14 protein-coding genes are annotated in these 19,881 nt (G+C 51.0%); 11 read left to right on the forward strand and 3 right to left on the reverse strand.

Annotation, left to right across the window (positions count from 1 at the left end; genetic code table 11):
* Positions 1 to 25 precede the first annotated feature (25 nt).
* From B5M13_RS04925 to B5M13_RS04935, 3 genes are all read right to left on the reverse strand, one after another.
* Positions 26 to 385 carry a hypothetical protein gene (locus B5M13_RS04925; protein ID WP_080054572.1) on the reverse strand — a complete coding sequence of 120 codons (360 nt, stop codon included), beginning with the start codon at positions 383 to 385 and terminating at the stop codon, positions 26 to 28.
* 178 nt (positions 386 to 563) lie between these two features.
* The gene (locus B5M13_RS04930; RefSeq protein WP_080054573.1) at positions 564 to 1,256 is read right to left on the reverse strand and encodes a hypothetical protein; all 693 of its coding nucleotides are present in this window, start codon (positions 1,254 to 1,256) and stop codon (positions 564 to 566) included.
* Positions 1,257 to 1,273: 17 nt separating this feature from the next.
* Entirely contained in the window at positions 1,274 to 1,648 is a 375-nt protein-coding gene (locus B5M13_RS04935) for a hypothetical protein (RefSeq protein WP_080059799.1), read from the reverse strand.
* A gap of 170 nt (positions 1,649 to 1,818) precedes the next feature.
* Here B5M13_RS04935 and arfB point away from each other — a divergent pair, with 170 nt between their 5' ends.
* The 11 genes from arfB to B5M13_RS04990 all read left to right on the forward strand — a co-directional run bounded on the left by arfB (position 1,819) and on the right by B5M13_RS04990 (position 19,848).
* Positions 1,819 to 2,220 (forward strand): alternative ribosome rescue aminoacyl-tRNA hydrolase ArfB, encoded by a 402-nt coding sequence (gene arfB, locus B5M13_RS04940; protein WP_080054574.1) that lies wholly within the window; start codon positions 1,819 to 1,821, stop codon positions 2,218 to 2,220.
* Between the two features lie 256 nt (positions 2,221 to 2,476).
* Positions 2,477 to 3,154: an RNA polymerase sigma-70 factor gene (locus tag B5M13_RS04945; RefSeq protein WP_080054575.1), complete on the forward strand. Its 678-nt coding sequence runs from the start codon at positions 2,477 to 2,479 to the stop codon at positions 3,152 to 3,154.
* A 45-nt stretch (positions 3,155 to 3,199) separates the two neighbouring features.
* Positions 3,200 to 4,207 carry a FecR family protein gene (locus B5M13_RS04950; protein WP_080054576.1) on the forward strand — a complete coding sequence of 336 codons (1,008 nt, stop codon included), beginning with the start codon at positions 3,200 to 3,202 and terminating at the stop codon, positions 4,205 to 4,207.
* A gap of 397 nt (positions 4,208 to 4,604) precedes the next feature.
* Positions 4,605 to 8,099, forward strand: coding sequence for a SusC/RagA family TonB-linked outer membrane protein (locus B5M13_RS04955; protein WP_080054577.1), 3,495 nt, complete (start codon positions 4,605 to 4,607; stop codon positions 8,097 to 8,099).
* Between the two features lie 27 nt (positions 8,100 to 8,126).
* Positions 8,127 to 9,725 carry a RagB/SusD family nutrient uptake outer membrane protein gene (locus B5M13_RS04960; RefSeq protein ID WP_080054578.1) on the forward strand — a complete coding sequence of 533 codons (1,599 nt, stop codon included), beginning with the start codon at positions 8,127 to 8,129 and terminating at the stop codon, positions 9,723 to 9,725.
* Positions 9,726 to 9,776: 51 nt separating this feature from the next.
* Positions 9,777 to 11,282, forward strand: a complete 1,506-nt coding sequence (locus B5M13_RS04965) for an arylsulfatase (RefSeq protein ID WP_080059800.1) — start codon at positions 9,777 to 9,779, stop codon at positions 11,280 to 11,282.
* A gap of 15 nt (positions 11,283 to 11,297) precedes the next feature.
* A complete protein-coding gene (locus B5M13_RS04970) occupies positions 11,298 to 12,755 on the forward strand; it encodes a sulfatase family protein (RefSeq protein ID WP_170061088.1) in 1,458 nt (485 codons plus the stop codon).
* 212 nt (positions 12,756 to 12,967) lie between these two features.
* On the forward strand, positions 12,968 to 13,606 hold the full coding sequence (locus tag B5M13_RS04975) for an RNA polymerase sigma factor (RefSeq protein ID WP_080054579.1): 639 nt from the start codon (positions 12,968 to 12,970) through the stop codon (positions 13,604 to 13,606).
* A gap of 69 nt (positions 13,607 to 13,675) precedes the next feature.
* Entirely contained in the window at positions 13,676 to 14,794 is a 1,119-nt protein-coding gene (locus B5M13_RS04980; protein WP_080054580.1) for a FecR family protein, read from the forward strand.
* A gap of 132 nt (positions 14,795 to 14,926) precedes the next feature.
* The gene (locus tag B5M13_RS04985; RefSeq protein WP_080054581.1) at positions 14,927 to 18,322 is read left to right on the forward strand and encodes a TonB-dependent receptor; all 3,396 of its coding nucleotides are present in this window, start codon (positions 14,927 to 14,929) and stop codon (positions 18,320 to 18,322) included.
* Between the two features lie 20 nt (positions 18,323 to 18,342).
* A complete protein-coding gene (locus tag B5M13_RS04990; protein ID WP_080054582.1) occupies positions 18,343 to 19,848 on the forward strand; it encodes a RagB/SusD family nutrient uptake outer membrane protein in 1,506 nt (501 codons plus the stop codon).
* Positions 19,849 to 19,881 lie beyond the last annotated feature (33 nt).

Below are 19,881 nucleotides of genomic sequence, written 5' to 3' on the forward strand. Positions count from 1 at the left end.
GCACCAACCACTGTAAACGGTTAATCTATCTTGTTTCAACCACCTGAACACCTGCCAGCTTACGCAGTGTAGTAGCCAAGTCTTCCAGTTTGGAAGCAGTTTGTTCCTGCATGTGTGAACCCTGAGCAATCAACGAGGTTGAATCCGCAAGGTCTAACAGTAAAGCCCGCACCTGGTCTGGATCAGGATGATTCAGTTGGAGCTGGTCTCGTAGGGCCGTCAGTTTTTCTTCGATGAGCGTTGTTCGCTCATTACCCTGAATTACTTTCAGCCAACCGTCAATGAGTTCGACACGTCCGGGAGTAGACGTTAAAATGGAATTATGTTCGTCAGTAAGGCTATCTGTTCGCTCAAATAACCGCTGATCCAATGCGTGAGAAACCATATTGCTTGAATGTTAGCAACAGGCCGGGCGACTATGTAGGCCGACAATTCCCAGTCTGTCGGTGATTGATCTTAGAATAACTTCGCTAAATGGGCGTTTGTTTGGGCTTTTTGTAAGCGACTGCTTTAGAAAGGGTTGGTTTCATGTGATAAGCTGAGTAGCAAACGAGTTTTGCCTGTTAGTACTGCGACCGCCCACCCGACTGTGTTGTATCGGAATCGGTAGTGCCCCCGGAAACCCCCATACCATCTATTCGGGATGTATCACTTCGGGAGAGCTTGTTAGCCGACGACCGATTACTATCTGAATAGCTTGTATCACCCGTTTCATCGGCCGAACGTTCTTTTGACCCCTTCGACGATGAAGTGGCTGGGGCTGCTGATTCACTATCTACTGTTCCGCCGGTTCGATCCGATAAATCATTGTCATCATCACTTATTGTCGAAGCGCCAATACCCATCGAAGTCGATTCGCCACCAACGGTGCTGGTCATGGGAGCCTGGCTATCGGTATGATCATGCCCAGATTTCCCATCCATTAGTTGCTGAAAACCAGTTAAAGCATTGCTTAAACTGGTCAGCTTCGGTTTGTTGTCAGTATCGGCCGAACTAGCCAGTTGACTTACCTGCTGCGTTAGTTCACTCAAAAGCTCCTGGATATGAGCACCATCATGCTGGCTGTTTTGCAATTCGGCTCGTAAGCTGGTCAGGCTGTCTTCCAGCGACGTATCATGCTGATGATCGGTTTGTAAAAAGTCTAGCCAGCTATCAATAAGCGACATACCATCCGTTGGGGATACACTGGCCGAATCGCCGTTGAAGGCTTTTACAGTTATATCAATCAAGTTCGATGCATGCTGATTCAGTGCCATAGGAATAAAAGGTTTTGTTACTGAAGCTGACTTACTGCCTGGCGATGCAGGTTTTCAAGAACGGCAATCAATTGTGAAAGCTCTACCTGCTCGGCGCTGGCTTCAACCGTAGTGGCAATGTTGCGGGTTTGCTCAATCAGATCCTGTAGCAAGTTCGCAATCTGGTGGTTATCGATTCGGTTGTACCGTTGAGCAGAATCCAGTTCAGGCCGAAGTCGTTCGAGTGTTTCGGCAATGTCGTCGGTGGCTTCATCGCTGACATCCTCCAGGCGGTTCAGCCATTTATCGATGAGCGATAGCCCATCCGTTGCGGTGGTAGTATCGATGTTTCCGTCGAGCGTATTGACGGTTTCATCGATGAGCGAAATCTGAGTTTGATCGTTGGAAATCATTAGCTGGTTTTGTTGAGTAAGTGATTGTTTCGTGCGAAAGGCTTTTGGTTGATTGGCTGCCAGAGCCTTCCGCCCGTGGTATTGGTTTGCTTTGAAAAGGAACTGACACTTGTGGGGATTGTTCACTGCAAGGATGGGTTTTTTCTGATTTGTTAGTTACCTTGCCCGGTATGGATGCCACACGATTACAGCCCGAAATTCAGTACCAGTTTGCCCGCAGTGGGGGAGCGGGTGGCCAGAATGTGAACAAAGTTGCCACCAAAGCGGAGTTGCGGTTCAATGTTCGTCTATCGACATTGCTTACCGACGATGAGCGGGCCATTCTGGAAGAGAAGTTAGCAACTAAACTGACTACGGAGGGCGAACTGGTCCTGACCCATCAAACCGAGCGCACTCAACTAGCCAATAAGGAGAAAGTTACCAGGAAGTTTTATCGGCTGATTGAAAAAGCTTTCGAAACACCTAAACCCCGCAAAGCTACCAAGCCTTCCAAAGCTTCAATTGAAGAACGCATTAGTCAGAAGAAGCGTAAAGCTGACGTGAAAGAGGGTCGCAAACGCGTGGATTATTAGGGCGATTGTTGACTGTTTTGTGGTGTTAGATGTGAGCGTCTGACACCACAAGGATGGTTATTAGTAACCGACACTTCAATCGATTAATAGAGAAAAGGCTCATTTCGTGGTTCAATTGCGAACGAGCGGAGGGGGTGATGAGCCAATAGAATCTTTTTGAGAAAAATTTACAATTGACTAAGGGGTTTTTCTGTAGAAGTTGTCTTGTATAGTAGATGATTGACTTTTTGGCGACACCTTCCGTACGTCATAGGCTATGCAAATTCGACCCCTGATCCCAACGTCCGATCAACCGACTCCGGTACCGCTTACCGATCAGGGTTTGGCCCATGAACAAGCGGAAACGGCCAGCACCGATACTGAACTCTTCATCCGACGGGCGTTTGCCGAAAGCCCGAAAAAAGGCTGCGAGCTGCTATTCCGGCGGTATCATCAGGCATTGTGCAGCCATGCCGTTCGGTTCGTGTATTCGAAAGAAACCGCCGAAGATCTGGTGAGCGATGTGTTCTGCAAGTTCTGGAAAACCAAGGCCTACGAGAACGTTACCTCATCCTATCGCTACTACCTGTTTCGCAGCGTTCGCAACGAAGCCTATAACTACCTCCGGCTGGAATTTCAGGAACTGGACGATATTGAGAATGCCGAAACGCGGGAAACCGCCAGCAGCCAGCGGCCCGATCAGGTTCTCCAGTTCGAAGAGGTATTTCGGCGGGTCGAAGATCTGGTTGAAGCCCTGCCTCCACAATGCCGTAAAGTGTTTCTGTTGAGTCGGTTCGAGGGAAAGAAATATGCCGACATCGCAGCTGAACTGGGGATCTCCATCAAAACAGTCGAAGTGCACATGGTCAAGGCGCTGGGCCTGGTTCGGAAAGGGCTGAAAGATCATTGGCTCGTCATGCTCGTGGCCGCCTGGCGGTTGCTTTTGCCGTATTAATTAATTGAGTTAGCCACCCATTGTTTCATCAACCAGCTCTACGCTATGGAAGCCGAAATAAACAAAGAGTTGATATTTAGCCATTTTGATCGAAAAACCTCGCCCCTCCAGCGTGAGATGATCGCTCAGTGGCTCCAACAGAAATCCAACGAAGAGCAATACTACGAATGGCTGGAAGAGTGGGAAATGAAGCACCCGCAGTATCTGGCTCAGACCGGCAACGCCCTCCAACGCTACGTCACCTTTTTAACGGAAAACCCACATTCGGATGCGGGTAGCGTTGCGGAGGGTGCAAATGTTCGGCCACTTACGGATGAGCGAACCTGGCGTCAATGGCTGGTAGCGGCTACTGTTCTACTGCTGCTTGGATTGGGTAGTTTTCTGTTCCGCAACCAGATACGGTATCAGACCTACCAAACGGCGTTTGGAGAAACGCGTTCGATGCGACTGGCCGATGGAAGCACGGTGGTGCTGAATGCCAATTCCAGCTTGCGGGTGCCTCGCTGGGGTTTTGGCCATGAAACCCGCGAAGTCTGGCTGACGGGCGAAGCGGCTTTCTCTGTGACTCACACGGCTGATGACCAGAAGTTTGTGGTAAAAACGGCGAATAAGTTCGACGTGGTTGTATTGGGTACAGAATTCTCCGTCTTTGCCCGAAAGCGAGGGGCCAGAGTGGTGTTGAACAAGGGGAAAGTGCGGTTGCATTACCAGGAAGGGCAAACGGCTAAGCAGGTTACGATGAAACCGGGCGATCTGGTAACGCTCGATCCACAGAACCATTTAGCCCTGAAAACGCTCCAGCAGCCGCAGCAACAACTCGCCTGGCAGGAAAAACGATTCGTGTTCGATGAAACCACCCTGCAGGAAGTAGCTTATCTGCTCGAAGAAAATTACGGCCTCCAGGTTTCGATCAAGGACCGGGCGCTGGCCGAGCGGATACTCATGGGTTCGTTCAGGGCCGACAATGTCGATCAGCTTTTGCAGTCCATTTCAGAACTGCTCGACATCAGTGTGGTTCGGCAGGGCAATCAGGTGCAGATTATGGATCAGTAATGACGTGTATCGGACTAGGTAGGGCGCAGAGTAGTGAATCAGGTTTACCCATAGTCAACAACTTCCTGTTCTTCAACGGCTTTGCTGAACGGAGCTATTCTTAATGATTCGATTGCCTCCCGAATAACCGTATTTCTCGATAGACTAATTGGTAAGTTGTTGATTGTCAATTTTTTAGATTTTCCTTGGAAAAGGCTTTTTGTTAAGTAATCTTTGCCCATCAATTAACAATACTAATATGAATTTGTTGCCTTTACTCCCCTTCGTCACCACGGGCAATTGCCCGATTAGCCATGCTCAGGCTAGTTGTTGTCAGCACTAAGAACACGTTCGCTACTGATTATTGACCCTATTCTGCTCACTTCCAGGCAGTCCACGTATTAACCCTCTTTATTTTATGATAAATCCGCTACGAAAAACCGTACCGATAGGTTTACTTTCCATGCTCCTGCTGGTTGGGCTTCGACCCGGCTGGTCGCAATCGGTTGTATTTGCCAGCAATGTTCAGCAAAAGCAGGTAGCAACTACCCATGTATTGAACCGTCAGCTCAAGGATGTGCTGAATGATCTGAAAACCCAATATGGTGCTGAGATCCTGTTCGAACTGCGAACCGTCGATGGGATTTCGGTCTCGTCGGATAAGCTTAATGCCAAATCGACGCTCGAAAAAAATCTGGAGACTCTGCTGCGTCCTCTGGGATTACGCTACAAAAAAGTAAACAGCAATTCGTACTTGATTCTGGCTGAAAAAAAGCCGAAAAAAGTAGCGCTTCTCAATAGCCAGCAGGTCGAAACCGTTACTGCCCAGGAGCTTAATTCATCGGTGGATATACCTGTAAAAACACCAGCCGCGTTAGCATCGATGGGTATCCGAACCGAGGTGGTTGCAGGACCGATTACGGGTACGGTGAAAGGCCAGTCGGGTGAGACCTTACCCGGCATCAACGTAGTCATTAAGAACACCACCAAAGGGACCAGTACAGATGCCGATGGAAAATTCACGATTGATGCTCCCGCCACAGCCGTCCTGGTTTTTTCGGGGATTGGTTTTACAACGCAGGAGGTTTCGGTCGGAGGCCGCAGCCGCCTGGATGTTACGCTGGTCACAGATAATAAGCAGCTTGACGAGGTCGTCGTGGTGGGTTACGGAACGCAGAAGCGCGAAAGCCTGACCAATGCCGTATCGCAGATTGGTGGCGAAGAAGTGGCCCGTCGGCCGGTTTCCAACATCCAGCAGTCGTTGCAGGGACAGTTGCCGGGCGTTACGGTGTTAGATCAGGGTGGATCGCCGGGCCGATCCACAACGGCCATTCGGGTTCGGGGAATTACGACCTTCAACATCAACGGTATTGGCAACACGGCAGGCACCAACAACGGCTCGGGTGGGTACGACATGAGCAAAAACGATGCGCTCGTGATTGTCGATGGGATTGAGCAGCGTTTGCAGGATATTAACCCGGACGATATTGAATCCATTTCGATTCTGAAAGACGCGGCTTCAACCGCCATTTACGGCTCGCGGGCTACGAACGGCGTGGTACTGGTAACCACCAAACGGGCCAAAGGCAGCAAGGTTCAGGTGGATTACAACGGCTATTACGCCATTCAGAAATCCATCAATACCCCCCATATGATGGGTATTGAAGACTATATGCGGATGCAGGTGGCGGCTTATACGAATGCCGGTTCGGCTTTGCCCGCCCGCTTTACCGAACAGTCGATACAGGCCTACGTAACCGCTACCGACCGCGAGAAATATCCATTGCCCAATACGTGGTTTCAGACAGTACTACATTCGGCTCCTCAGCAAAACCACACCTTATCGGTAGCGGGTGGCGGTGAGGCTTTGCGTACCCGGTTGAGCCTGCGCTATCAGGATCAGGGCGGGATTATTACGAATTATAACAGCAAAATCGGGGAAATCCGGCTCAATACCGATTATACCATTACACCCCGATTGCGCGTGAGTGGCGATATTAACTACCGCTACAATTACTCCCAAACCCCGAATGTCGACCCGATCAATTTCTTGTTACATGGCTCATTGTGGGCCGTTCCCAAATACGCGGATGGCACGTATGGTCTGAGTACGCAGGGGAATAATCCCATCATGTACGCCGAAATCAGTGGATTGAACAAGCGATTTGCGGACTATCTGGTTGGCTCGATTAAGGGCGAATGGGACATTGTGGACGGGCTTACCTTCTCGACCCAACTGGCAGGACGGGCTTATTACACGCAGGAAAAGAACTTCGCCAATTCGTACGTAAACACCGATAAGAATACGAATATCACCAAAACGGTGGCCAACAACACCCTGAATGAGGTTAGGAATACGCTACGGGAGTACACGCTCATCAGTTTGTTGACGTACACAAAGAGTGTCGGCGATCATAATATTAAAGGCTTGCTGGGATATTCGCAGATTGGTAACACCCAAAACTTCCTGACTGCCTACCGCGAACGGTTCTACAACAACGATATTCAGTCGATTGGGCAGGGGGCGAATGATGGCACCAAGAGCAATTCGGGGAACGACGCAGTCTATGGACTTCGGTCGTATTTCGGGCGGATCAACTACGATTACAATGGCAAATACCTGGTCGAAGTGAATGGCCGCTACGATGGCTCGTCGAAGTTTACGGGTAATAAGCAGTATAGTTTCTTTCCATCGTTCTCAGCAGGCTGGCGGCTCTCGAAAGAAGCGTTCTGGCAGGGTATCCAGCCAACGATTAGCGATCTGAAACTACGCGGTTCGTGGGGCATAACAGGGAACCAGTCGGTCGATCTGTACAGCTATTATGCCTCGTTGAAAGCCAGTGGCTATGATTTCAATGGCGCGGCTGTGCAGGGCTATCGGCAAACGAGTCTGGCGAATACCAACCTGGGCTGGGAATCGACAACCCAACTGGACCTGGGCCTCGATGCATCGTTCCTGCGGGGGCGTATGAACCTGACGGTCGATTATTACCGCAAGCTCACCAACGATATTCTGCTGAATCTGGATATTCCGGCGACGGTTGGGCTGACGGCTCCTCCGCAAAATGCCGGTTCGGTCGAAAACAAGGGCTGGGAATTTAGCCTGAACTATCGCGGGGCTAAAAGCACATCGGGTTTTCAGTATAATCTGGGCGGTAATTTCAGCATTAATGAAAATAAGGTTGTCGATCTGAAAGGCACCGGGCCGTACATTCTCGGTTCGGATATTGACCCCCGTTACATTATCGCCGTGGGGTTACCCATCAACACCTTGTGGGGCTACAAAACTGCCGGGCTATTTCAGTCGCAGGCGGAGATCGATGCCTACAAGGCGACCTATGCGGCCAATACTAAACCCGGCGACGTAAAGTATCTAGATCTAAACGGCGATGGCAAGATCGACGCCAATGATATGACTAACATCGGGAATAATTTTCCGAAGTACACCTTTGGTCTTAACTCCAGTTTTTCATTCAAGAATTTTGAGTTGAACCTGCTCTTTCAAGGCGCTGCCAAAGTCGATACCCGTTTAGCTGGAGCGTTGGCCGAAATGGGTAACCAGGAAGGCTTTACCCACTCGATCTATACCAACAACTACTGGACGCCCGACCATACCGATGCGCGTTTCCCCCGACCACTGAAGTTCGATCTGCGGAACGTGGCTACGTCGGATCGGTTGATTATCGATGGTTCGTATATCCGGCTGAAAAACATTCAGTTGGCGTATTCACTGCCTGCCCCGATCGCCAGCAAGTTGCGGCTGAACCGGATTCGGGCGTATGTGTCGGCTACCAACATATTTACCATTTCGAAATTGAACGAGTGGAATCTGGACCCTGAAGTTGGGTCGGGTCGGGCGGTATATTATCCGCAAACGTCGCTGTATACGCTTGGCCTTAACCTGAACTTCTAACCCGACCTTTTTTTCGCCGATAATCTCATGAAACCAATACGTTATTATATACCTCTGGTCGTACTGGCACTTAGCGCTGGACTATCACTAACTTCCTGCGACCGTGATCTGCTGGACACTGTTCCGAATGACCGCCTGTCGGAAGACCTGTTCTGGAAAACGGAGAACGATGCCCGGCTGGCGGCCAATTCATTGTACACCGATCTCGACAGTACCAATATTTTTAGCTGGGACGCTCTGACGGATATTGGCCACGTCAATCAGCCGTTCGATTTACACGCCTATATCGAGCTGGGACAATATGATGCTACCAGCTCGCGGGTATATGGTGAGTGGGCCAAAGCGTACAAGGGTATCCGGGCCTGCAATTATTTTCTGGCCAATGTGGATAAAGTGCCATCGACCAATACTACGCTTATTAACCAGTTCAAAGGCGAAGCGCGGGCACTACGGGCCTACCAATACCTCAAACTGGCGAGTTTGTTTGGTGACGTACCACTCGTAACAACGGCTATTTCACTGGACGAAAGCCGGGCTTTAGCGCGCACACCTGTTTCACAGATCTGGGATTTTGTCGATAAAGAACTGAGCGATGCGGCCGGGCTATTGCCTGCTACGTATGCGGCCGTCGATAAAGGCCGGATTACCAAAGGCGCAGCTGTTGGGCTTCGGGCGCGGGCTAATCTGTATGCCGGTCGCTATCAGCAAGCTGCCGATGCGGCCGATCAGGTGATCAAGCTGGGTATTTATGGACTGAACGATTCGTATGAAAAGCTGTTTTCGTATGCGGCTGAGAACAACAAGGAGGTGCTGCTGGATCGGCAGTTTATCAAGGATACCTACCCCGTCAACGTGTTCTCTTATATGGCACCATACAGTCAGAAAAGCGCCAACAGCAACTTTGTACCGACCAAAGCGCTGGTGGATATGTACGAGACGACGGCGGGTAAGCTCATTTCCGACCCAACCAGCGGCTATGACCCGGTAACTCCCTATGCTAATCGTGACCCCCGGCTCAAATTTTCGATTTTCCTGACGGGCGATGTATTGCCGAGTGGCGCTACGTTCCGTCCTGAACCGAACAGCGGTACCCCCGATGCGATTGGGAACACCTACATTGCCTCGACTACAGGCTTCAACCTCAAGAAGTACATCAATGCAGACGATTACGCTAATCCGGGCAACAACGGTATCAACATCATCCTGCTACGGTATGCCGAAATCCTGTTGACCTATGCCGAAGCGAAGATCGAGTTGAACCAGATCGACGCGAGTGTGCTCAATGCCATCAATACCGTTCGCAATGGCCGTTCTGATGTGAAACAACCGTCCATTACAGGTACACCAACCCAGGCTGAGTTACGGGCTATCGTTCGTCGGGAGCGGACGGTTGAACTGGCATTCGAAGGGCAGCACCTGTTCGATATTCGTCGCTGGAAAACGGCTGAAACGGTAGTCCCCGGCCCGGTTTATGGCATCACGTATAAAGGAACGGATGGTAAACTGACAACGGTTCAGGTTGTGGGTATCAATCGGGTATTCGATAAATCCCGGCATTATCTTTGGCCCATTCCGCAAAAAGAACGAAACCTTACCCCCACACTCTCGCAGAATCCGGGTTGGTAGAAGTAATAGAACCGCCCGGGCGGTTCTATGTTTTTAGGAATAGCAATTTTCATGAAGCAACGACCGTCTTTACTCAACGTTTGTTTTATACTCCTGCTGGCAGGTGGCTTGTTGATGGCGTATCGGCCTCAACAAGCTTCGCCTGTCCGTCCGCCCAATATCATTTATATCTATGCCGATGATCTGGGCTATGCCGAATTGGGGTGTTATGGACAGCAGAAAATCAGAACCCCTCATCTGGACCAGATCGCCCGCGAGGGCATGCGGTTTACCCAGCATTACACCAGTATGCCCGTCTGCGCACCCGCCCGCTGTATGCTACTGACCGGCAAACACGGTGGACATTCGTACATCCGGGGCAATTATGAAATGGGTGGTTTTGCCGACTCGCTGGAAGGTGGACAGATGCCACTGTATCCGGGGGCGTTTACCATCGGCCGGATGCTGCAACAGGCGGGGTACAAGACGGCCTGCATTGGTAAATGGGGATTAGGCATGGCGAGCACCACCGGCAATCCGAACGAGCAGGGCTTCGATTACTTCTATGGCTATCTGGATCAAAAACAGGCGCATAATTACTACCCGACGCACCTCTGGGAAAACGGAAAACCTGACCGCCTGAATAATCCCATTATTGACGTACACCGGAAACTGACACCCGAAACAGCTACCCCCGAAGCGTTTGCCTACTATCGGGGCAATGACTACGCGATTGACAAACTGGCTCAGAAAGCAGAGAGTTTTATTCGGCAGAACAAGAATGGCCCATTTTTTTTGTACTTGCCATTCACTGTGCCGCATGCATCCTTGCAGGCTCCCGAAGCGGCTGTGAACGAATATGTTGGTAAGTTTGACGACAAACCGTATCTGGGTCAGCAGAGTTACGCATCGACGCCCTACCCACGCGCAACCTATGCGGCCATGATTACTTATATGGATACGAAAGTGGGGCAGATCATGCAACTACTGAAAGAGCTGAAACTGGACGACAACACGCTGGTCATGTTTTCGAGCGACAACGGCACCACGTTCAACGGTGGGGTAGAGGCTGCGTATTTCAACAGCGTTGGTACGTTGCGGGGACTGAAAATGGATGTCTACGAAGGCGGTATTCGCGAACCCATGCTGGCCCGATGGCCGGGAAAAATAAAGGCGGGACAGGTCACCGATCAGGTTTCGGTGCAGTACGATTTGCTGGCTACACTGGCCGATCTGGTCGGCTACAAACAGCCGTTCACTACCGATGGCCTGTCGTTTCTGCCAACCCTGCTCGGGCAATCGGACCGTCAGAAGCAGCACCCCTTTTTATATTGGGAATATCCTGAAAAGGGTGGACAACTCGCCATTCGGGTGGGTAACTGGAAAGCCGTAAAGACTAATTTGCGGAAGAACCGGGCTGCCACCTGGGAATTGTACGATCTGGCCCACGATGTCAGTGAAACGACTAACGTAGCCGCCCAGCATCCCGACCTGCTGCGGCAACTTGATGCCATCGTTGCCAGAGAACACAGACCAACGCACATCAACGAATGGGAAATCATCAACCCGAAATTATAACTAAAACTACCTGCTATGAATTTACTTCCCCGACGGTTGTCTCACGTATTACTAACTACCTTCGCATTGATTGGCGTTGGTTTATTGATCAGTGCCTGGGTCGAGAAACCGGCTCCAGCTCCACCCAATGTCGTTCTGTTTTTTATGGACGATATGGGCTATGGCGACTTATCCGTAACCGGAGCACTGGACTACACAACGCCAAATCTGGATCGCATGGCCGCCGAAGGGTCGCGATTCTCCAACTTCCTGGTCGCTCAGGCGGTCTGTAGCGCGTCGCGGGCGGCTCTGCTGACGGGTTGTTATCCGAATCGGCTGGGTATTTCGGGTGCCCTTGGGCCTAACTCACCCATCGGCCTGAACCCGAACGAAGAAACCCTGGCTGACTTGCTTAAAGAACGGGGATATGCTACGGGTATTTTTGGAAAATGGCACCTGGGCGACCGGAAGCAGTTTTTGCCGCTTCAACAGGGGTTCGATGAATATTACGGTGTACCCTACTCGCACGATATGTGGCCATTGCACCCGGCACAGGCGCAGGCGCATTACCCTCCTCTAAACTGGATTGAAGGAAACGAGCCTAAAGAAGAGATTAAAGATCTGAACGATGCCAGCAAGATCACCTCAACAGTGACCGAAAAGGCGCTTTCCTTCATCCGGCGTCACAAAAATGCCCCGTTCTTTCTGTACGTCCCTCATCCATTGCCGCACGTACCGTTAGCGGCTTCGGATAAGTTTAAAGGGAAAACCGCCCGTGGGCTTTTTGGTGATGTGCTGACCGAGCTGGACTGGTCTGTTGGGCAGATTTTGGGTGAGTTGAAAAAGCAGAACCTGGATAAAAACACGCTGGTTATTTTCATCAGCGACAATGGCCCCTGGCTCAACTATGGCGATCATGCGGGCTCGTCGGGGGGCTTCCGCGAAGGGAAAGGAACCTCGTTTGAGGGCGGGCATCGGGTGCCTTGTCTGGTTCGCTGGCCGGGCGTGGTGCCAGCAGGCCGGGTATGCAATAAGCTCCTGACCACGATGGATATTCTGCCGACCGTAACCAGGCTCTGCGGTGCCCGGCTTCCTAAAAATCGCATTGATGGTGTCGACTGGATTGCCCTGCTCAAAGGCGATGAATCCGTTACTCCTCGGGATAAGTTCTACTACTATTATCGTAAAAACAGCCTGGAAGCGGTTCGAGAAGGGGACTGGAAACTGGTATTGGCCCATCCCGGTCGTACTTACGAAGGGTTCTTGCCTGGCCAGAACGGTAAACCGGGACCCAGCACCGAAACCCACGAATTTCCGGCTGGTTTGTACGATCTCCGTCGTGATCCGGGTGAGCGCTACGACGTTCGGGAGCAGCATCCTGAGATTGTCGCCAAACTAGAGAAGATCGCTGAAGAGGCCCGCGCCGATCTGGGTGACGACATTCAGAAGCGGGCCGGTACCAACGTTCGCGAACCCGGCCGGATTACGCAATAGACTGACTCAATATCCTAATCTCTAACGATTGCCTAATTGCTTTGGCGACTGAGGGTTATGCTCAGAGTCCGTAAGTAGTTAGGCAAACTTATTTTTTAATAATTTTTGCACAATCCTGAGTATTATTTGACTTATCGCCCCTATTAACCAGCGTATCCACCCGGAATCATCCATCAGACTACTCAATAGATTACGGATAACGAGGAACGATTATGCTGAAGCCCGACCTGAGTCATACCGCACAGCGCACCTGGGAGCGAACCGACGAAACCGTACTCTGGCAACAGTTCCGGGAGGGGCAGGAAGCGGCTTTTCAGGGACTTGTTCAGCATTTTTACCGGGAACTACACTTCTACGGTGGCCGTTTCACCCGCGATTCCGATCTGCTGAAAGATTGCCTGCAAGACCTGTTTCTAGACTTGTGGACTTACCGAAACAAGATTGTACAGACGTCCTTTATCCGACCCTATCTCTATAAATCGCTTCGACGCAAAATTCATCGGGAAGCGATGCGTCATTCGGCCATCGTTAGTGAAGCGACAATGCCATTCGATGACGTAAGTTCAGACGACATAACGGCCGAACAGGCACTGATTCATACCGAATTATCGGAGTACCAGACTGCCCGGCTCAATGCACTGCTGGCGCAGTTGTCGGATCGGCAACGGGAAGCCATTCACCTGAAATTTTATGCCGAACTGTCGAACGAGGAAATTGCTGATATACTGGCTGTTAACAAGCAATCGGTTGCCAATCTGTTGCATCGGGGATTGACTCGCCTGCGCGAAAGCTGGCCGTCGTTGCTTTCGCTATTGGCGGGCTGGCTGTTGCACGAATCGTTCACAAAATAAAGACGATGTGCTGAGTATCAACCCGAAAAAAGCCCCTATTAACAACTGAACGGCTTACTCCCACACGATATGAAAACCTATCAACAGTATACCGTCGAAGATTTCCTGACGGATAGCTGGTTTCTGGCCTGGGTAAAACACAACCAGCCCGAAGCGCGTCAGTTCTGGGAGCAGTGGCAGCAGCAGCATCCCGACCGGCGCGACACGCTGCTTTTGGCTAAAGACATGGCCGAAGCCCTCAAAAATCGTCCGCATAGTCTTTCGGTTGGGCAGGAGCAACTGGAGGTAGAACAGATCGTGAAACTGACCCGGCACGTACCCGTACAGTCGAACTGGCCCGTTCAGCGAAACCTATGGACTCGGTATCGATGGTTAGCGGCAGCTACGGTATTGCTCATACTGAGCGCTGGCGGGTGGTTTCTGGTCAATCGCGGTGAAACCAACTCGACGACTGTTTCTCATAATCCATCTAAGGTCGATGAGCCTACCACGGATAAATGGGTGAATCAGGTCAATGGTACGTCGCAACCCGTACAGCTTTCGTTACCCGATGGGAGTCTGTTGACTCTGATGGCTCATAGCCAGGCTTCCTATCCATACACCTTTGATTCGGATAAGCGGGAAGTGTATCTAAAAGGCGATGCCCTGTTTTCGGTTGTTCACGAAGGGAAACGGCCATTTCTGGTCTATAGCGGAGCGCTCGTAACGCGCGTGCTGGGTACTCGGTTCCGGGTGCAGGCCCGGCCTGGTGAAACCCGTATGATGGTGTCTGTTCTGTCGGGTAAAGTGTCGGTCATGGAGCAGAAAGACTGGGTTTCGGCCCGATCATCTCCGAATGTGCCGAAGGCAGGCGTTGTGCTGACGGCCAATCAACAGGTAACGTACGATGCTAGCCAGGGGAGTTACCAGAAACAGCTGGTGGCGAAACCGACCCTGCTTCCCTCGACATCCGAAACACCGGAAACGTTCGTGTTTGACGATACCCCGGCCACGTCAGTTTTTGAGCGGCTAAAGAAAGCGTATGGTGTGGAGATTATTTACGACGTGTCGGCGCTGCGGCATTGTACCCTAACGGCATCCCTGGCGGGTGTTTCGCTCTACGACCAACTCCAGTTGTTGTGTGCTTCTATCGGCGCTTCGTACGAAGTGGTGGATGCCCGCGTCATTATTACCAGCAAAGGCTGCTAAAATTTCTTACTAAAAAAGCCCGCTATGCTGCAACATAACGGGCGTACTTGACCGATCGGGCGGCTATTTCGGGCCACCGCCGACCGGTATAGCTACTCCTTTGCCCGGAATAACTAGACCTACCCCCAAGTTATGTACAAGTTTACAAATCACGAAACGATTCGGATGCTTATGCGAATCTCGCTACTCCAATTGTTGCTTACGGTATGGCTGGTCAACGGCGTTCTGGCAGCGAATGCCCAGGAACTCCTCGACCAGCGAGTCAGTATCCGACTGGATAACAACACGTTCCGGCAGGCTCTGCAAACGCTGGAAAAAACCGCGCATATCAAGTTCGTTTACAGTCGGCAGATTGTTCAAATCGACCGGAAAGTATCGCTGGCGGCTACCGACGAAAAACTGGCCGATATTCTGGAACGGCTGTTAAAACCCCTGCAACTAAGGTATGTGGTAACAGGTAGTCAGATTGCCATTGTGCGTGGACCTACGTCGGAAGATGTGGGTGAGGGGGCTACGACTAAGTATCCGGCCTCCGCCGAATTCGTTGATCGAACGTTGACTGGAGTAGTTCGCAGCGAAACCAGCGAAGGCTTGCCGGGCGTCAGCGTTGTACTTAAAAATACGACCCGTGGTGCAACGACCGATTCGGAGGGTAAATTCCGCCTGGTTATTCCCGATGAATCTGGCAACGGGTCGGTAACAACGCTGGTATTTTCGTTTGTGGGGTATGTAAATCAGGAAGTCGTTGTCGGGAATCGGACACTGATAGAGGTGCAACTGGTGCCCGATCAGAAATCGCTGAACGAAGTGGTGGTGGTGGGATATGGTACGCAGGTGAAAGAGGATATTAGTGGAGCCATTACCAGTATCGCAGCCAAAGAGTTGAAAGATCCGCCGGTGGGCCAGGTGGCCCAGATGCTACAGGGCAAGCTGGTTGGTGTCCGTATCGATCAGGTGACGGGGCGCCCCGGTGAGGGCATGAATATCAAAGTGCGGGGATCGGTGTCGATTACGGCTGGAGCCAATCCGTTGTATGTCGTGGATGGAATGCCGATTACGGGCGATATTAATACGATAAATCCAGCCGAAATCGAAAGCATTAGTGTCCTGAAAGATGCAGCTGCTTCATCTCTGTATGGATCGAGGGCGGGAAATGGGGTTGTGCTGATTACGACTAAAGCCGCCAAAGCGGGTAAAACGCAGATTGATTTCAATACCTATTATGGTTTCGAGCAAATTCCTGACGCCCGGAAGCTGAAAATGATGAATGCGCAGGAGTACGCTCAGTTTGAGAAAGAAATCGCCGAATTCAATGGCCGAACCGTAAATCCTGTATTCCAGAATCCAGCGCAGTATGCCGGGAAAGGCACCAACTGGTACGACGTTGTGACCCGAACCGGAGCCGTTCAGAGTTATAACCTAACGCTGAGTTCGGGAACCAAAAACATCCTGACTTCGGTGACAGGTGGCTATTTTAAAGAAGATGGCGTTGTGATTGGCACCGGATTTGAACGCCTGTCGTTGCGGTCCAATACAATCTTTACACCCAGCGACCGAATTCGAATCGGATTCAATGTAGCGCCGAACTACGCCATAAACCGGAATTTCCCGACCGATGGGAATCCTTATGGGTCCGAAAATATCGTTTCATCAGCCCTCTCGACCAGTCCACTGACCAGTCCCTATAATGCCGATGGGAGCTTGGCCTTAACCGCTTCAGACCCTGCTTCGTTTGGGAACCCGAACTGGCTGCGGGTGGCTGAGGAAAAAATCTATAAAAACAAAACCCTGTCGCTACTGTCCAATGCTTATCTGGAATACGAAATAATACAGGGTTTGAAAGCCAAAACAACAGCCAATGTCCAACTGGGTTACAACAGTATTTTCCAGTTCAATCCATCGACCATTGGTAAATTGTTTTCGCCCCCACCGCTGATCCCGAGTGGCTCGGACAATAGTACCCGTTCCTACAACTGGGTCAACGAAAACTCACTGACCTATCAGCGGGAGCTGAATGGGCATAGTATCGACGCGCTGGTCGATTTCACGGCTCAGCGTTCTCGCAGCGATAACACGCTGGTTACGGCCACCAATTATCCCGACGACAAAATTCAGGCGGTGAGTGCGGCCGGAAAAACCGTTGTGACCAGCAATGTGCAGGAGTGGGTATTGCTTTCCTTTCTGGGGCGACTCAACTACAATTACAAAGGAAAATACCTGCTAACCGCTTCGATTCGGCGGGATGGCTCATCGCGCTTTGGGCCCAACAACCGCTGGGGAAATTTCCCCTCGGCGTCCATTGGCTGGATTGTTTCGAAAGAGGCCTTCTGGAAATTGACTCCCATTTCGTTCCTGAAACTACGAGCCAGCTACGGGCTTACCGGGAATTTTGAGATTGGTAACTATACCTTCCGCTCAACAGTTGGTCCGGTATATTACGCCTTTGCGAATACACTGTTTCAGGGACGGGCAGCCAACAATCTGGGCGATAATAACTTAGGTTGGGAGCAGAAAAAACAACTGAACATTGGGGCGGATGTGTACCTACTCAACGACCGGATTCAACTGACGTATAACTACTACCGTACCATCTCCAGTAACCTGTTGTATAACGTATCGGTGCCGGTATCGTCGGGCTTCAGCAACATCCAGACCAACATTGGCGAACTGAAATTCTGGGGGCATGAAATCGGTCTCAATACCATCAATATCCACACCAATCGTTTTAGCTGGAACACCACCCTGAATCTGTCGTTCGACCGGAACCGGGTTGAGAAACTGTCATCAGTAACGGCGCTCTACCATGGCATGACCAACTATGGGTTTACCAGTCATATTTCGCAGGTCGGTTCGCCGGTTGGGTTGTTCTGGGGAGCCGTGTGGGATGGCGTTTACAAGAACCAGCAGGATTTCGATAATTCGCCCAAATACGCTGATTCGCAGGTGGGTATTATCAAATTTCGGGATATCAATGGCGACGGCAAGATTACTTTTCCAGAAGATTACACCACAACCGGAACGCCCTGGCCAAAATACATTTTCGGGCTGACCAACCAGATCAATTACCGAAATTTCGACTTTGGCCTGACCATTACGGGCAGTTATGGCAACCAGATTCTGGCCCATTACGAAAACTGGCTGACGAATCTCGACGGGCCATTTAACGTACTGGCCGAAGTGAAAAATCGCTGGAAATCACCCTCCGATCCGGGTGATGGTAAATACGGCAGTGTGCAGCAGGGAACTACTTATCTCGAACGCGACCGCTGGAGTACGCGCTACCTGAAAGACGGCAGTTTTCTGTCGTTCAAGAACATTACCCTGGGCTACACGCTGCCGATCAAGATCAAGAGTGTCCGAAACCTACGGGTTTACAGCAGCATTCAGAATGCCTGGGTGATTACCAAATACCCCGGCAACCCAGAAGTAAATACCCGAAATTCGAGCAGTGGCAGTTCGCCGGGCGTCGACGAAAACTCCTATCCCGTTCCCCGGACGATCAGCTTCGGTGTCAATATTGGCCTATAAACCACGGAAAATCCTACATCATGAAACCTAAATCTCTTATCGTTAGTATAGCGTTGCTGATGCTGAGTGCCTGCAAGAGTTTTCTGGAGGTGGTTCCTGAAACCTCGCTGGCAGCGGACAATTTCTATCAGTCGCAGACCGATTTTGAACAGGCTGTGGGTGGTATTTATGCCCCCCTTCAGGGAATCTACAATCAGGACTGGGTTCTGAACGAAATGCGGTCCGACAATACCTTCTTTATCTATAACATTGCTCAGCGTGGCGGAAAGCAGCAGGAAGATCCGGCTACGTTTACTGTAGAAACCAACAATACCTATACGCTGGGCAAATGGACGAACGATTATCTGATTATTTCCCGGGCCAATCAGGTGTTGAAAAGCCTCGAATCGGCAACATTCGTTGAGTCGGCGAAAGCCAATCTGAAAGGACAGGCACTTTTTCTGCGGGCCTTTGCCTACTTCGATCTGGTCAAAAATTTTGGCAGTGTGCCGCTGTTTCTGGAACCGGCTACATCGTACCAAACCACCTTTAAGGCACGTTCCGACGCTACGGAGGTTTACAAACAGATTGTGGCTGATGCGTCGGCTGCGGCTAAACTACTGCCTGCTGTTGCTTCGGCAACCGGGCGGGCTACGGCGGGTGCTGCGTATACCTTGCTGGCCGATGCCTACATGGATCAGAAAGCCTGGGCCGATGCCGAAACCGCTCTGAAAACCGTAACCACGCTGGGTTACAGCCTGCTGCCCAACTACGCTGATATTTTTAAGCCGACCAATAAAGGTAATAAGGAGATCGTTTTCGACATACAGTACGCCGAGGGAACTTCACAGGCTATCTTTAATGCGCTGCCTTATCTGTTTATACCTGTGCTGGCCGACCCATCGGTTATTACGGGGGTGAAACCTGCCTCGCAGCAAACCTATGGGGGGTACAACGTTCCGACGCCCGACTTGCTGAAGGCGTATGAAGATACACTTAAAGACCAGCGATTTGCGGCTTCCATCGGGTTTTATACCGGGCCGTCACCCCTGATAGGAATTACGTATAACCATACGCCTTACATCAAAAAATACCTGCATCCGCACTCCGTCTATGGGCAGACGGCCGATAATGGTCCGATTTATCGGTACGCTGAGGTGCTGCTGATGCTGGCCGAAGTGACCAACGAGCAGGGGCGGCAGGCCGATGCGGTAGGCTATCTGAATCAGGTTCGGGTACGAGCTGGATTAAATCCCTTGACAGCAGGCAGTCAGACGGCCCTGCAAGCCAGCATCCTGAAAGAGCGGCAGGTTGAACTGGCTTTTGAAAACAAACGCTGGCACGATCTGGTCCGAAGTGGCACGGCTGTACAGGTGATGTCGGCGTTTGGCGCTAAAGTCAAAGCAAACCCACAGGCGTATTATTATCCGACAGGTGGAGCCCCTATTGCCACTGCGTTTAACGTAACCGACCGGGATTTGCTCTATCCGATTCCCGTAAGCGAAATCATTACCAACCCTGATCTGAAACAAAATCCTGGGTATTAACGAGCTTGAGTAGATATCAATAGAACACAGATT

Source organism: Spirosoma aerolatum (genome assembly GCF_002056795.1).
GTDB lineage: Bacteria > Bacteroidota > Bacteroidia > Cytophagales > Spirosomataceae > Spirosoma > Spirosoma aerolatum.

Coding starts and splice junctions, on each gene's coding strand:
- B5M13_RS04925 (WP_080054572.1), bottom strand. CDS start 385: ATGGTTTCTCACGCATTGGATCAGCGGTTATTTGAGCGAACAGATAGC.
- B5M13_RS04930 (WP_080054573.1), bottom strand. CDS start 1,256: ATGGCACTGAATCAGCATGCATCGAACTTGATTGATATAACTGTAAAA.
- B5M13_RS04935 (WP_080059799.1), bottom strand. CDS start 1,648: ATGATTTCCAACGATCAAACTCAGATTTCGCTCATCGATGAAACCGTC.
- arfB (WP_080054574.1), top strand. CDS start 1,819: ATGGATGCCACACGATTACAGCCCGAAATTCAGTACCAGTTTGCCCGC.
- B5M13_RS04945 (WP_080054575.1), top strand. CDS start 2,477: ATGCAAATTCGACCCCTGATCCCAACGTCCGATCAACCGACTCCGGTA.
- B5M13_RS04950 (WP_080054576.1), top strand. CDS start 3,200: ATGGAAGCCGAAATAAACAAAGAGTTGATATTTAGCCATTTTGATCGA.
- B5M13_RS04955 (WP_080054577.1), top strand. CDS start 4,605: ATGATAAATCCGCTACGAAAAACCGTACCGATAGGTTTACTTTCCATG.
- B5M13_RS04960 (WP_080054578.1), top strand. CDS start 8,127: ATGAAACCAATACGTTATTATATACCTCTGGTCGTACTGGCACTTAGC.
- B5M13_RS04965 (WP_080059800.1), top strand. CDS start 9,777: ATGAAGCAACGACCGTCTTTACTCAACGTTTGTTTTATACTCCTGCTG.
- B5M13_RS04970 (WP_170061088.1), top strand. CDS start 11,298: ATGAATTTACTTCCCCGACGGTTGTCTCACGTATTACTAACTACCTTC.
- B5M13_RS04975 (WP_080054579.1), top strand. CDS start 12,968: ATGCTGAAGCCCGACCTGAGTCATACCGCACAGCGCACCTGGGAGCGA.
- B5M13_RS04980 (WP_080054580.1), top strand. CDS start 13,676: ATGAAAACCTATCAACAGTATACCGTCGAAGATTTCCTGACGGATAGC.
- B5M13_RS04985 (WP_080054581.1), top strand. CDS start 14,927: ATGTACAAGTTTACAAATCACGAAACGATTCGGATGCTTATGCGAATC.
- B5M13_RS04990 (WP_080054582.1), top strand. CDS start 18,343: ATGAAACCTAAATCTCTTATCGTTAGTATAGCGTTGCTGATGCTGAGT.